Raw genomic sequence first — 12,846 nt, 5'->3', positions numbered from 1 at the left:
GTCTAAAAAGGGGAGGGCGAAAGCCCACTGACACGATAACAAGCCGCGCCGGGTCACGGGGAACCACGGCGGCGCGGCGAACGATCCGGTGTCTGTTGTGTGCCCTAGCACGCAGGGGTGGGCGAGCTTTCTTCCACGTCACCCTCGTCGGCGTCGCGCAGCGGTGGAGCGGATGCGGGCGGCAGAATGCGTCGCAACGGTGAAATTAGGGCGAGGCCCAGCCCACCCCATGCCGGAGCGATGCCGATGCTCACCCAGAGCGGAATCGGCCCGTTACCGGTCACCCAGAGCGCCAGGAAGAAGCAGGCGACCCCCGCCAGAACGAGGGCGGTGAGGCGCAGCACAAACGCGTGCTCGGTTGGTGTCAGTCCCAAGAAATCCCCCGGTGGTTGAGGCGCCGCAGGGCGCACTCCCAGACTGGCAGACCCCGTGCATCCCGCCCGCACCGGCCACCGAAAACGCCCTCGAACTGGGGTAATCAGAGTGTTTCAGGCGGGTGTTGCGCCGTGCTCTGCGGGCGATACATTCTCACTAGCGGGACACGGGCACCGCACCAAGGGGGCAAAGACATGTCGGAAGCCGCACGGCCGGAGAGTTCCTGGACACACTTTTGGAACCGGGGCGGATGGTGGCGCGCCCTCGTGCTGGCGGCTGGATACATCGTGCTCTACAACGTGCTGTCCCTGGTATTTCTCCCGCTGGCCGGCGGCGTCGAGGAGGGCTCGGCCGCGGCGATTGTGGTGGGCTACATCCTCCCGCTCATCCTGGGCGGGGCGCTCCTCATCGGGTTTGCCTGGTCGGTGGGCTGGCTCGGCTCGCTGTTCCAGACCCAGACCGTGACCGGTCGGGGCTGGATGTGGATCGCGGTCATCGCGGTCCTGATGTTCAACGTCCTGCGCCTCTTCAGCATTGACTACGCGATCACGTGGCCCGGCGTGGTGGCCACGTGGCTACTGGCGGGACTCTTCATCGGTTTTGCCGAGGAGGTCCTCACCCGCGGGCTCGTGATCCGCCTGCTGCGACAGGCCGGGTACCGTGAGCTCACCGTGGCGCTGGTCTCCTCCGCGGTGTTTGCCGCCCTGCACGCGAGCAACCTGCTCGCCGGTCAGTCGCTGTTCGCGACCGTGATTCAGCTGGCCTACACCTTCGCATTTGGCCTCTGCATGTACCTCGCGCTGCGCGTCACCGGCAACCTGATCTGGCCAATCCTGCTGCACGCGTCCACCGACCCCACCATTTTCCTCGCGGCCGAGTTTCCCGCGGATTCACCGCTCACGGCAATCGCCGGCCTCGGCAACTTCGCGGTCATCGCGGCGGCGCTCGTCCTGGTCTGGTTCATTCGAGACCCGAAGCCCGCGGTACCCGGGCTCGCCTCGCGAGCGGCCACGATCTAGCGAAAAGCCCGGCTGAGTGCGCCGCCGATCTGGAAGAGATTCAGCCAGATCACCAGTCGGCGCGGGCCCGAGAGAAGGACGCCCACCAGGCGGCACCACCCCTGCGGGCGCGCCCAGAGCGCGGTGAGCCGCACCCGCGTTCCCCCGGCATCCTCGCGTAGGTCGCACACGATGTCCTGCGTTCCTGCCCGGGCAGCGTCGGGAAATTCGAAGCGCCAGCGCACGCTCTCCCCCGCGCGCGCCTCGATCATCTGCACCGTCCGGCGACGAAACTGTTCCCTGACGCGTATCGATTTCCCATCCGGGCGCGTGGTCGGGGCGAGCGCCCACCAGCGCCGCGAGCTTTCGTTATCTTCGAGTCCCTTATCCTCGGCCAGTCCAGACACGGTGCCGATAGCGGGAAACCACTCGGGAATCCGGAGTGGGTCCACCAGGAGCGCCCACACGTCGGCGGGCACAGCGGGCACAAACACCTCCGATGTTCCGGACACCCACCCCCGGGTTCCCGCAGCTCCGGCCACGTCAAGCTCCATGCGTGCGCGCGCTGAGGAAGCCGCGGGTATTTTCCCCGTATCTCCGGCGAGCGCGAGACGAACCTCGGCGGTCGATGTCCCACAGCGCGCGAGCACATCAGACACGCGCCCACTGGGCTCGACCAACAGGAGTGTCAGAACACGCTCGGTGTATCCCGCGCCCTCCGAATCGGAGCGGGCGCTCGCTGCCGACGAGAGCAGAGCCTCGGCGCGCCGGGTCCAGGCATAACCCGAGGTTTCGTGAAACACGATTCTCCCCGGCTCGGGCATCCGCACGCTCATTCCGAGCGCGGCCAGCTCCGCGGCTTCCTGGTCTCGAATCGCGCGGCGAACCGCGGAGAGTGAAACGCCACACGCTCGCAGAGCACTCCCCGCGGGGCGGTCGCTCAGCGCGAGTGCGAGCAGCAGGTGCTCGATATCGGTGTCGCGTTTCCCCTGGCGGGAGGCCTCCTCCATCGCCGCGAGCGAGAGGGTCTGGGCGGCTCCGGCCGCGCCGATGATCCCGCTCATGGGTTCCGCCTCGGTACGTGGATGGTGGGATCGATGCGCTTCGAGTACTTCTTGTGCACCGCCTGACGGCTCACCCCGAGAGCATCGGCGATGTCCTGCCAGTTCATGCCTGCGCGCAGCGCGGCCTCCACCTGTGCGAGTTCCAGGGTGTCGGCGAGGGTGCGCAGCGTCGTGACGGCACGCAGGCCGGCGCGCGGGTCAGTGGTATCGGCCGCGACGGATGCGAGGGGCTGTGGTTCCATACTGTCAACCTACGTTGCTCCAACTCAGTCCGTCAACCCCGGTTGCTTATTTTGTGGGCGTCGGGCCCGAGGGATCGGGTGACGGAGCATCCGAATGCCCGTTATCGATGTGCACCACCGTGATCCGGACGTCCGAAATCTCGATGCCCTGACCGAACAGCAGCGCGTACACCGCCGCATGTGCGGCCCGAGCGGTATCGGAGGCACTCGCCGATGCTCGAATCCCAATAGCCACGGCGACGACAACCCCCGCGGGCATCCGTTCGAGCACCACCGAGGCGGGCGCATCCTGCCGAATCCCCAGCAGCCTGGCCCCCGCCTCAACCACGCGTGAGGCCGTAGAACTCGCCGGAAAAACCGCGGAAACCCCGGGTACGGCGCGCACCGCGGCCTCGATCTGCGCCTCAATCTCAGCCGCGGACTCGATCCCTCCGACAGGCACGCCTTCGACAGGCACGCCTTCGACACCGGCCAGACCCTCGTGTGACACGCTCATCGCTCCCCCTCGGTTGCTGCGTCTGCATTTGATTCACGCAGCTGAACATCGTGAACGGCAATATCGATGCCGGTTATCACAAGATCGGTGTGAGCGCGCAGGCGCAGACCAATCTCCGCTCGCAGGCGCTCGACCATGGCCGGGATGGGCAGCCCATACGTCACGCCGACCTCCAACCGGATGAGCACCGGCGCACCGGGCTCGGTCACGTCACCGTCGAGGTGACAGCGCCCTACCAGAACACCCGGCACCACCGTTTCGGCCGCACGAATGAGGCCACGAACGGCCCCCTCGGTAATCGCCAGGTCTCCCCCAAGCCCCTCATCGGCAAGCGGAATGCGTCTGCCCGCACGGGCATCCAGCGCGATACCGGCGAGGATTCCCTGCACCCAGGTGTCGTCCGCGGCGAGTTCAGCCGCCTCATCGGAGGCGCGCAGGTCGGGTGTCATGCCGCGCAGGCGCTCGAGGGCGTCCAGTGCCAGGCGACAGCCGGCAGACTCCTCGATCGCCGGGTTGGGTGGCGTGCGATCGGCATCCAGGTAGTCCGCGAGATCCTCGATCGTAAAACCGTCGAGGTCTTCCGGTTCCACACCCAGGGTTTTCAGTTCCATGCTCTCGTCACCGGTCATCGCCACTGCTCCATCCGCACGAGGATGTATTTTCGCGCGCGGGCAAGGAGCCCACGAACGGTGGACAGCGGAAGATCCAGCTCCTCGGCGATCTCCTCGTATCCGTACTCGCCGAGCTCCCGCAGGACCCAGCACTCCCGCTGCGCATCCGGCAATTCTTGCAGTGCCGCACTCAGGGCCGCAACACCCGCACGGGCCTCGACCCGACGCGGCGGTGTCGCAAAGGGAGGCGCGACGGGCTCCAAAAGATCGATATCCGCGTGTGGCCGGGAGCTCCGCAGGCGATCCACCGCCTTACGGCTCGTGATCCGCATCAGCCAGCTCTTCACCCGCTCGGGGTTCTCCAGCTCGGGCAGTTGGCCCCAGGCGGTGATGAAGGTGTCCTGCACGACATCGTCAACCTCGGCGCTGCCGGGCAGGATGCGGCGAGCATAGGCGCGCATCATCGGCGTATACCGCCGCACCAGCACCGCGAAAGCGACGGTGTCACCGTCAGCGGCCCGGCCGGCGACGATGCGATCATCGGCGCTGTCCAAGGCCCCTGCGAAGCGTTCACCACTCATTCCCCGTCCCCCTCAGTCGATGAGTCTGCGGCGGCGAGATCCGCGCACCCGGTGCGCGGCCACAGCCTCCGTGGACCCATCCTCTCCCGCCCGCTCTCCCGAAACAAGAGAATCTTGTACAAATGTTATTTACGACCACGCGAACGGGGGCGAACCTTCCGGTTCGCCCCCACGTCGCTACTTCTTGAAGGCGTCCTTGACGTCCTCAACGGTGTCCTTCACGTCACCCTTGACCTGATCTGCCTTTCCCTCAGCAACCAGCTTGTCGTTGTCGGTTACGTTTCCGATAACCTCCTTGGCCTTGCCCACGACGGTGTCTGCGGCTGCCTTGATGCGGTTTTCTGCGCTCATTGTTCTACTCCCTTGAGGTGTTTGGTAGTGCTGGGGTCGCCGGACGGCGACCGAAGATTAGTTTCCGATGAGTGATTTGCGGGTCTTGTCGACCTGCTTCTGGGCGTTCTTGGCGATTCGGCGCCGCGCCTTTTTGGCGTCCGGGCTCGTCCAGAGTCGCTCAACCTGGTGGCGGAGGTCCTCGTAGTTTTTGCCGCGGTTCTTCGCGGACTGCACGCCCACAAAGTATGCGGCCCCCACGAGAATCGCGATGATGAGAAGATTCTTCGGCATAATGCTTCCTTTCTTGCGTTTTGGTCTTAGCGCACCCGCGTCGCGGAGCGCCACCGATCCAGCCATCCCCGGCCCTGCAGGTGCAGGACAACGGGAATCTCATGTCCCACGAGAGCGTCCCAGCGGGTGAGCGCACCATCGACGGAGTCGAGGACCCGGGGCAGCTGCGCGCCGCGGCGCAGCGTGAGGCTGATGCGAATGGCTGGCGCACGGCGCACCCGATACACGCCGGTGTGTGCGGAGAGCACGTCGGTGCTTTCGCGCAGCACAGCAGCAATCAGGTCATCGGCAAGCCGGGCGTCAATCTCGGTATTCCCGCGCTCGGTTTCACGTCGAGCCGCGGTGCCGGTGCGCCCTCCCCCGCGGGTAGCGAGGAAGATGATGAGCAGGACGAGCAGCACGATGGCCGCGACGAACCCGATCAGCAGACCTCCCGAGACCTCGCCGAGGCCAGGAATCTCGAACAGGAACGAACCTGCCCAGGCACCCACTGAATCACCCCATTCAGCCACGGCATCCGCGGCGGGATCGAGCCAGGGGAATCTTCCACTGGCGAGCAGCAGAAGCATGCCCACCGCGGCGAGGGCGAGGCCGGTCACGAGCAGGAGCGCCCGGTTCACGATGCGGTTTGTCGCGTTCATGACACCACTCCCCGGTCTGCGATCCGAACCCGCACGTTCGACTCGAATCCCACCGCCGCGAGGGTGCCGGTCGCGATGTCCGCCACCACGGCGGAGTCCAGCGGGACGCCACTGGTCGGGGTGACGTGCACGGACGACGCAGATCTGCCGATCAGGACCGACACGTTGCCGCGGTCGAGTCCGCAGCGCTCGGCGATGCGATCGGCCACAACGTCCGCGAGTACGCCGTTGTCGGCGAGTATCGCGAGCCGTGCGGTGGATCGCGAGCGTCGGTCGCGACGGCCGGGCACAATAGCGAGCCAGATCAGCACGATCGCGAGCAGGACCAGAATGATCCCGGCAGCGAGCGAGAGCGTGACGGCGTCGAGCGTCGTGTTTTCCCCGGCGAGGAATCCGGCGATCGAATCCCCCAGTTTGGCGTCAACGAGTGTCCAGATCCCGAGTACCAGGAGGCCCGCGAGTAGGAGGATCAGGATAGCGGCGGTCACCACCGCGGGTGCCGTGCGGGAGTCGTGACTCTCGCGCCGCAGGACGCGGGTGTATACGTCGGTGTTGTCGCTCATAGGACCCTCCTCTCGCGCACCTCTCGAATGCCGGAATATCGGATATCTACGGTGGAGACCGTGCGGCCGGCGAGGGTCTCCAACCCGCGGATCACCGCGTCGCGAAGCGCTTCGCCCCGAATGATCAGGGTTTCCCCGGGATGCGATCCGAGGGCGACCGGCACGGTCACCGCGGCCCTCAGGTTGCCGGCATCGTCGGAGAGGGTGACGGTGATGTCCTGTGCGGAGACTCGCGCGGCATCCCGCACCACTCCGATTGCGAGGTGCTGGAGCGCCCGGCCCGTGACGGTGGTCCGTCCGGTAAGCGAGCGCTCACCGGTTTCGGCACGGACGTCCGCGGTCATGACGATGAGCGCCGTCCGCGGAAGACGTCCGCGAGTGCGCGGACGTCCAGCCGTCCATCCGCGATCCGGCCGATCGCCGCACCGATGAGCATCGCGACGGCGACGAGCACGAAGGCCCAGAAGCCGAGCACGATCCAGGTCAGGGCGAGGACGGCCCCGGCAGCCGCCCCCACGGCCGACTTACTCACTGGACTCGTGCCTCCTGCGCAGCCGCGGGCTCCGCATCCTTGTGGTCATCTTCGGAGGGGATGTGTACGTCGTTGACGGTCACGTTGACCTCGGTAACCTCGAGTCCCACGAGGTCTTCGATTGCGCGATAGATTGCCGCGCGCACATCATCGGCGACCTTCTGAAGCGACACCGGGTATTCGGCAACGATGGTGACGTCGGCGGCGGCCTGCTTCTCGCCCACCTCGACACTGATGCCCTGGGTGAGGTCGGTGGTGTTCAGGGCGTCGCGAATGGCACCCACCACGCGGGCGGCACCGCCACCGAGGGCGTACACCCCGGGCACCTCGCGAGCGGCAATTCCGGCAATCTTGGCGACGACGCCGTCATCGATTGTGGTTTTGCCGCCGAGGGCTGCGGTGCCCGGGACGGTCTGCTCGATCTTGGGCTGAGGAATGCTGTTTCCCGTTACGTTGGCCATGATGAACTCCTTTACAATCCTGTCCGCACCCTGCGGTGCGGGTCGCGTGAAGCGGCGACACAACTAGGACGTATCGGGCGAAGCAAACGTCACAAAACAGTTGGAATCTTTTCCTAAGTCCCCGTTGTCACCCGCGGGAGCTCACGGAGGGATCGAATCGAAACCTCGCCTCGCAGGTGTCAGCGAACGCCTCATCATGGGTCGCAATAACCACGGTGGCCCCGGCAGCGGCCCGCGTGCGCAGAAGGGTAATGATGCGTTCGCGATTCTCCGCATCGAGTGAGGCCGTGGGTTCATCAGCCAAAATGACGCGGGCATCACGGTAGATGGCTCGGGCAATGGCAAGCCGCTGTTTTTCGCCACCGCTGAGACGGGCGGCGGGGTCGCGTTCGCGTCCGGCAAGGCCGACCTGGGCGAGCGCGTTTCTCAGGCGGTCGGGGTCACCCCGCTGTGTTCCTCCCAGCGGGCCCAGCGCCATAACGGTGTTCGCGGCGACGCTGCGGTCTTCGATGGTGCCGTAGTCCTGGAAGACGAACGCCGTGTGCTCCCGCCAAAACGCCCGGCGTTCACGCTCACTCGCACGGGCGGCTTCACGCCCATCGAGCAACAGGGAGCCGTGGGATACCGGAATCAGAAGACCTAGGGCATGCAGCAGCGTGGTCTTCCCGCTCCCACTCGGCCCGGAGATCGCCGTGATCTTTCCCGGCTCGCAGCGGACCGACACCCCCTGGATCAGGGTGTGGTCACCCAGGCGAACCTGGAGGTCTCGTGCATCGATGAGCATGTGTTCTCCTAGATGAGCCTGCGGCGCAGGATGATAAACGTACGCTGGCCCGCGATGAGGTGGGTCAGTGGGGAGAGGGCGAGCGCGGCGGCCCCCACGAGGACAACCAGCCAGGCACCGGGCTGAGCGGTTAGCACCACGAGTGTTCCCACAACGGCGATGACCACGACGCCCTGAACGCTCTCGCGTCGCACACGTGCAGCAACGACTCGAAGTGGTGAGACCCCGGCCACGCGCAGGGGATGATCGATGCGGGCGTTCACCTCGGCGTGGATTCTGGCGCCGATGGACGACGCCAGGAGAAGGCCCAGAATCAGTGCGGCGAGTGAGGCCGCGGTGAGCGCAGCAAAACCCGCGGCGAACTGCGCGTGCATCAGACCATTTTCGGCGATGTAGCGTGCACGTACCTCGCCGGTGAGCCCAAACTCCTGAATCAGCGCCTGAGCCGTGGCGAGGTCGCTCAGGACGATGTTTCCGGTGGTCGCAAGTGAGGCAAGAATGTCGCTCTTAAACGGCGCAAACGAATCGAAGACCGCGATGTGCACGCCGGGTCGTGCCTCGAGGGTGGCGTTACCGAGTCCCACACCCAGGACGTCGGCATCGAGAGGGGGAACGATGAAGATGAGGTTTGCGCTCAGCGTGGCCGCAGTCTGGGCATCCACCGCCCAGATTTCAAGTTCCTGCTGGTACCTCGCGGCCACGGAGGGTGACGGTTGCACACGCTCACCATCCGGGAGCCGGGCGTCAGGGAACCAGGTCGGTGTGGCAAACATGATCGAGGGCGGCGTCTCAGGCGTGATTCCGTACTCGTCAAGGCGCGAGCGGTCCCAGACCGTCGAGAGTGCCGCAACGCCGCGCTCATCGGCGGTGCGGAGGAGGTTCCCGAGACGCGGGCTGAGTTCTTGCCACTGCACCTCGGTGACGCCGGTCACCACGAGTTCCACTCGGTCCCCCAGGCTTTGCCACTGCGAGAGCTGGCGCGCGGACTCACCGGCACGGGCCTGCGTGGCCCACGCCGGCGAGATGGAGATGAGGACCATTGCCAGGAGCACGAGCCGTGCGATGGCCCCCGCACGGCCGAGGGAACGCATGGGCGGTACCCGTGAAACGAGCGATGCTGCCGTGGGGACGGATGCACGCAGGAGCACTGCACCGATCAGTACCGCCACGATCCAGGAGAGAGCGATGCCGATACCGACCACCAGGCCAAACCGCGGAGCAAACACCCATCCACGCGCCACGCCCACGGCCACCATTGTCGCCGCCACGAGCACACCGGACGTGCCGAGAAAAACACCGCTGAAGGTACGAAGATCCGAGAGCGCGCTCCGGCCCGGTTGGATGCCGGCAAACACGCTCAGCGCCCTGCCCCGCGAGCGAACGGTCAGCCACCCAATGAGCGCAACCGTGACGAGGCCCAGCACGGCGAACAACGCCGCGAGGAAGCTCGGTTGGCTCACCAGGAGGCGAGCCATTTCCAACGGAGAGTCCTGCTTCCATTCGATATCAATACCGGAGGATTCTGCCCATGCGGTAAACCCGACGCGATCGGGAGACTGCCCCGTCACGAGGTATTCCCCTGCCGTGGGACTCGCGTCGAGTCGCGCCGAACCATACAGCCGGGCATCGGGAAGCGTGCCAAATCTCGGCACCGGTTCGGTGGAGGAATCGGCCCGCTCCAGCAGAGCATAGACGGCACCGCTGCCCGCCTCGACCTCGGGAAGGGCACGAACGAGCCCCAGCCCAAACCGTGCACTCGCCTCGGCCAGCTCTGCCCGGAGTTGGGCATCGTCGTTCGATCCGGTCGGATACATCACGGTGATACTCGCACGTGCCCCCAGCGCCTCGGGCAGTGCGCGGTCCCGCAGATCCGTCATGAGGGCAGCGAGAACCACGGCCAGGAGACAGACCACCGCCGCAATTCCCGCCACCCCACGCTTACGCACTGATCGGAACTCTCTTGCTAATGGACGCGGTAATAGTACGCGTCATTATTTCCCCAATAGTTAAGAGCAAACTTCTCTGCAACCGATCTATAGTTCGGAGCCGTATCAATGCTTCTCACGACTTCGGTGCGGTTCAGCACAACCGTGCTCCCGTGAACGCGATTCACCGTGTAGTACGACCGAATCGCAGCGTTCCAGAAACCGTACTCCCAGACGCCTCCCACAGCCGGATACTGTCTCGTAACTCCATTGCTCAGCCACAGCGCGCTGGCTTCTCGTTGCGAATCAGCAACCGTGGATTCTACTTCCGTGGTGGCAACCGACGCCACGGCACTCGCGCCGACCGGCACGAGCAACGGTACTAGCAACGCCACGGCTGCAACTGCCGAGATTCCTAAACCTCGAACGTGTTTCATTTTACTTCCTTTCAATTGGCGGCCATCCGTACGATGCCCGTAGTGGCACGCTACGCAGACGAGAGACTGTGAGCCTGAGTTTTCTGAAATCTCCGGACCGCAATGATGCATCCCCCGCAGGATTCCGCGAGTTTCCAACTACATCTCGGAAAAAGTCTTCTAAGTCGCGGACAAAGCGGAGAACCCGGCCAAGACTCGGACACACCGTGGCTGGGCGAAAGGCATCAGAGACGCTCCTGGCGGGGTATACGCCGACGGAGACATCCGCAGCTCCCTGCGCTCCAACAAAAAGTCAGGAATTCGCGCAGATTCGCGGAACAATTTGCCTGACCATGCTTCTGGAGGCCCACCCCGTGGGACATGTTCAACGAAGGGCGAACAAGCATTACGCTGCGCAAACACTTGATTTCGCTCAGCCCGAGGAGCTTTCGAAAGCACCAGCCTCAGCGCACTTATCGATACGCGATATTCGCCGCCAACTTCTGTCCTGAACGTTGCACGCCACGCATCACGGATCGATCGGAGACAATGAAAAACCGCCGCGGTGCCCCTCCCGAAGGAGCGGCACCGCGGCGGCGGAAAGCGAGGCGCGGCGACTATTCGCCGGCGGCCTCCTGCGCCGCGCGGAACGCGGCGTTGCGGTCATCAAGCTGGGTGCCCTTGTAGACACCAAAAATCCAGAGCGCGAGGAACATCGCCGCGACCACCCAGATCTCGCCCACAAGGAAGCCCGCGGCAACCATGCAGAGCTGCACAAACCAGCCGAGGTATTCCCCCAGCGGGGAGCGCAGGGTACCCAGGGCGATCAGCATGATCACGACCACCACGCCACCGGCCACGAGGGCGTACCAGGGTTCGCCCGGTGAGGCCTTCAGGCCAAACACCAGGAGGGCAGCGAGGCCCACGATGATGATCTGGAAGCCGAGAATGATCGAGAGCAGCGACTCCTTGACACCACGCTGACGGCGCACACGCGTTGCCATGCCTATGCCTTCCACTCGCGGTCGGCGGCGATCTCGATCGCCTCGCCGCCCAGCACGATCGACCCGGTCACGACCACCATGCGGCGCGGCGCCTCATCGGCCCACTCGCGGGCGGCGATCAGGGCGTCAACGAGCTCCTCATAGGGGGCCACCAGGGTGTCCGGGAGCTCATGCTGGGCGATGCGAGCGAGGGCGTCCACATCGGTGGAACGCTCGGAGCTCGACCGGGTGATCAGTGCGGTGGTCACGATCGGGGCCAGCTCGCGGAAGATTCCCGCGGCGTCCTTATCCGAGAGGATTCCGGCGACCAGGGCCACCTCATCCACGTCGAAGTAGCGCTCAATGGCCGCGCGCAGCGAACGAGCGCCGTGCGGGTTGTGGGCGGCATCCACCAGGATGGTGGGGTCGGTGCCGATGAGCTGCAGACGGCCCGGGCTGGTGGCGAGGGCCAGGCCCTCGGTCAGCGGGTCCTCACCCAGCGGGCGCTCTCCGTCGCCGAGGAACGCCTCGACGGCGGTGATCGCCACCGACGCGTTCTGCGCCTGGTGGTCGCCGTAGAACGGCAGGTACAGCTCGCTATAGGTCGCCGCACGGCCACGCACGGTGATCTGCTGACCACCCACGGCCACGATGTCCTCGGTCAGTTCGAAGTCGCGGTCCTGCAGCACCACGGTCGCGCCAACCTCGGCCGCGCGGGCCTCGATCTGCGCGAGCGCCTCGGGCTTCTGCTTCGCCGACACCACGATCGCACCGGGCTTGATGATGCCCGCCTTGGTTGCGGCGATCTCGGCGATGTTGCGGCCCAGCTTGCCCACGTGGTCAAGATCCACGGGGGTCAGCACGGCAATCTGCGCGTTGGCGACGTTGGTGGAATCCCACGTACCGCCCATGCCCACCTCGACCACGGCCACGTCGACCGGGGCGTCGGCGAAGCACGCGAAACCGAGGATGGTGACGGCCTCAAAGAAGGTGATCCGGGGCTCGCCCTTGGCCTCCAGCTCGGCGTCCACCAGCTCCAGGAACGGCTCGATGTCATCCCAGTTGTCCGCCACGGTGGCGTGCGCGATCGGCTTGCCGTCGATGCAGATGCGCTCGGTGAAGTGCACCAGGTGCGGGCTCGTGAAGAGTCCGGTGCGCAGGCCGTGGGCCCGCAGCAGCGACTCGATCATGCGCGAGGTGCTGGTCTTGCCGTTGGTGCCGGTGATCTGGATCACGGGCACCTGGTGCTGTGGGTCGCCCAGCAGCTCCAGCACGCGGGCGGTGGCGTCGAGGCGCGGCTCGGGAGCCACCTCGCCGGTGCGCTCCATCAGCTTCGCAAACACGGCCGCGGCGCGGTCGGTGTCAAACTCGCTGTTCAGGATCTCCTCGTCCACATCGGCGTCGGCGTCATCCGCGATGTCCGACGGATCGGAGACGGGAAGACCCAGCGGTCCCGAAAGCGCGGCGAGTTCCGCCGCATCCTCGGCACCGGCGTCGGCCGGGAGTTCGGGTTCGTTGGAGGAGTGAGTCATTGCTGCCGATCCCTTCGA

19 protein-coding genes are annotated in these 12,846 nt (G+C 65.7%); 1 reads left to right on the top strand and 18 read right to left on the bottom strand.

Features of this window, described 5'->3' with window-relative positions; genetic code table 11:
- Positions 1–104 precede the first annotated feature (104 nt).
- Positions 105–374 (bottom strand): DUF4175 domain-containing protein, encoded by a 270-nt coding sequence (locus D9V32_RS15115; protein WP_147440504.1) that lies wholly within the window; start codon positions 372–374, stop codon positions 105–107.
- Between the two features lie 195 nt (positions 375–569).
- Here D9V32_RS15115 and D9V32_RS15110 point away from each other — a divergent pair, with 195 nt between their 5' ends.
- Complete coding sequence (locus D9V32_RS15110) at positions 570–1,394, top strand: CPBP family intramembrane glutamic endopeptidase (RefSeq protein WP_121649749.1); 825 nt, start codon at positions 570–572, stop codon at positions 1,392–1,394.
- Here the strand turns inward: D9V32_RS15110 and D9V32_RS15105 are convergent.
- The 17 genes from D9V32_RS15105 to D9V32_RS15025 form a co-directional block, all read right to left on the bottom strand.
- Complete coding sequence (locus D9V32_RS15105) at positions 1,391–2,437, bottom strand: Clp protease N-terminal domain-containing protein (protein ID WP_121649748.1); 1,047 nt, start codon at positions 2,435–2,437, stop codon at positions 1,391–1,393. The two genes, D9V32_RS15110 and D9V32_RS15105, sit on opposite strands and share 4 nt — an antisense overlap.
- On the bottom strand, positions 2,434–2,679 hold the full coding sequence (locus D9V32_RS15100) for a helix-turn-helix domain-containing protein (protein WP_121649747.1): 246 nt from the start codon (positions 2,677–2,679) through the stop codon (positions 2,434–2,436). The genes D9V32_RS15105 and D9V32_RS15100 overlap by 4 nt, the downstream gene beginning before the upstream one ends.
- 46 nt (positions 2,680–2,725) lie before the next feature.
- On the bottom strand, positions 2,726–3,175 hold the full coding sequence (locus D9V32_RS15095; protein WP_121649746.1) for a hypothetical protein: 450 nt from the start codon (positions 3,173–3,175) through the stop codon (positions 2,726–2,728).
- Entirely contained in the window at positions 3,172–3,804 is a 633-nt protein-coding gene (locus D9V32_RS15090; protein WP_121649767.1) for an Asp23/Gls24 family envelope stress response protein, read from the bottom strand. Before D9V32_RS15090 ends, D9V32_RS15095 begins: the two co-directional genes overlap by 4 nt.
- On the bottom strand, positions 3,801–4,367 hold the full coding sequence (locus D9V32_RS15085) for an RNA polymerase sigma factor (protein WP_121649745.1): 567 nt from the start codon (positions 4,365–4,367) through the stop codon (positions 3,801–3,803). The genes D9V32_RS15090 and D9V32_RS15085 overlap by 4 nt, the downstream gene beginning before the upstream one ends.
- A gap of 177 nt (positions 4,368–4,544) precedes the next feature.
- Entirely contained in the window at positions 4,545–4,718 is a 174-nt protein-coding gene (locus tag D9V32_RS15080) for a CsbD family protein (RefSeq protein WP_121649744.1), read from the bottom strand.
- A 57-nt stretch (positions 4,719–4,775) separates the two neighbouring features.
- Positions 4,776–4,991 carry a hypothetical protein gene (locus D9V32_RS15075; protein WP_121649743.1) on the bottom strand — a complete coding sequence of 72 codons (216 nt, stop codon included), beginning with the start codon at positions 4,989–4,991 and terminating at the stop codon, positions 4,776–4,778.
- 26 nt (positions 4,992–5,017) lie between these two features.
- Positions 5,018–5,632 carry a hypothetical protein gene (locus D9V32_RS15070; RefSeq protein WP_121649742.1) on the bottom strand — a complete coding sequence of 205 codons (615 nt, stop codon included), beginning with the start codon at positions 5,630–5,632 and terminating at the stop codon, positions 5,018–5,020.
- Complete coding sequence (locus D9V32_RS15065) at positions 5,629–6,195, bottom strand: hypothetical protein (RefSeq protein WP_121649741.1); 567 nt, start codon at positions 6,193–6,195, stop codon at positions 5,629–5,631. The genes D9V32_RS15070 and D9V32_RS15065 overlap by 4 nt, the downstream gene beginning before the upstream one ends.
- Positions 6,192–6,539 carry a hypothetical protein gene (locus D9V32_RS15060; RefSeq protein ID WP_121649740.1) on the bottom strand — a complete coding sequence of 116 codons (348 nt, stop codon included), beginning with the start codon at positions 6,537–6,539 and terminating at the stop codon, positions 6,192–6,194. Before D9V32_RS15060 ends, D9V32_RS15065 begins: the two co-directional genes overlap by 4 nt.
- The gene (locus tag D9V32_RS15055) at positions 6,536–6,727 is read right to left on the bottom strand and encodes a DUF2273 domain-containing protein (protein ID WP_121649739.1); all 192 of its coding nucleotides are present in this window, start codon (positions 6,725–6,727) and stop codon (positions 6,536–6,538) included. The genes D9V32_RS15060 and D9V32_RS15055 overlap by 4 nt, the downstream gene beginning before the upstream one ends.
- Complete coding sequence (locus D9V32_RS15050) at positions 6,724–7,188, bottom strand: Asp23/Gls24 family envelope stress response protein (RefSeq protein WP_121649738.1); 465 nt, start codon at positions 7,186–7,188, stop codon at positions 6,724–6,726. The genes D9V32_RS15055 and D9V32_RS15050 overlap by 4 nt, the downstream gene beginning before the upstream one ends.
- Before the next feature lie 127 nt (positions 7,189–7,315).
- Positions 7,316–7,972, bottom strand: a complete 657-nt coding sequence (locus D9V32_RS15045) for an ABC transporter ATP-binding protein (protein WP_121649737.1) — start codon at positions 7,970–7,972, stop codon at positions 7,316–7,318.
- 8 nt (positions 7,973–7,980) lie between these two features.
- The gene (locus tag D9V32_RS15040; protein ID WP_147440503.1) at positions 7,981–9,918 is read right to left on the bottom strand and encodes a hypothetical protein; all 1,938 of its coding nucleotides are present in this window, start codon (positions 9,916–9,918) and stop codon (positions 7,981–7,983) included.
- 17 nt (positions 9,919–9,935) lie between these two features.
- On the bottom strand, positions 9,936–10,334 hold the full coding sequence (locus D9V32_RS15035) for a lactococcin 972 family bacteriocin (protein WP_121649735.1): 399 nt from the start codon (positions 10,332–10,334) through the stop codon (positions 9,936–9,938).
- Between the two features lie 596 nt (positions 10,335–10,930).
- Positions 10,931–11,317, bottom strand: a complete 387-nt coding sequence (locus D9V32_RS15030; RefSeq protein WP_121649734.1) for a DUF4233 domain-containing protein — start codon at positions 11,315–11,317, stop codon at positions 10,931–10,933.
- A gap of 2 nt (positions 11,318–11,319) precedes the next feature.
- Positions 11,320–12,624 carry a bifunctional folylpolyglutamate synthase/dihydrofolate synthase gene (locus D9V32_RS15025; RefSeq protein ID WP_245982364.1) on the bottom strand — a complete coding sequence of 435 codons (1,305 nt, stop codon included), beginning with the start codon at positions 12,622–12,624 and terminating at the stop codon, positions 11,320–11,322.
- Positions 12,625–12,846: the final 222 nt, after the last annotated feature.

Origin of the sequence: Mycetocola tolaasinivorans, assembly GCF_003667565.1 — a bacterium.
Lineage (GTDB): Bacteria > Actinomycetota > Actinomycetes > Actinomycetales > Microbacteriaceae > Mycetocola > Mycetocola tolaasinivorans.
Note: the sequence above shows the minus strand (reverse complement) of the source record. Positions and strands in the feature narration are given on the sequence as shown.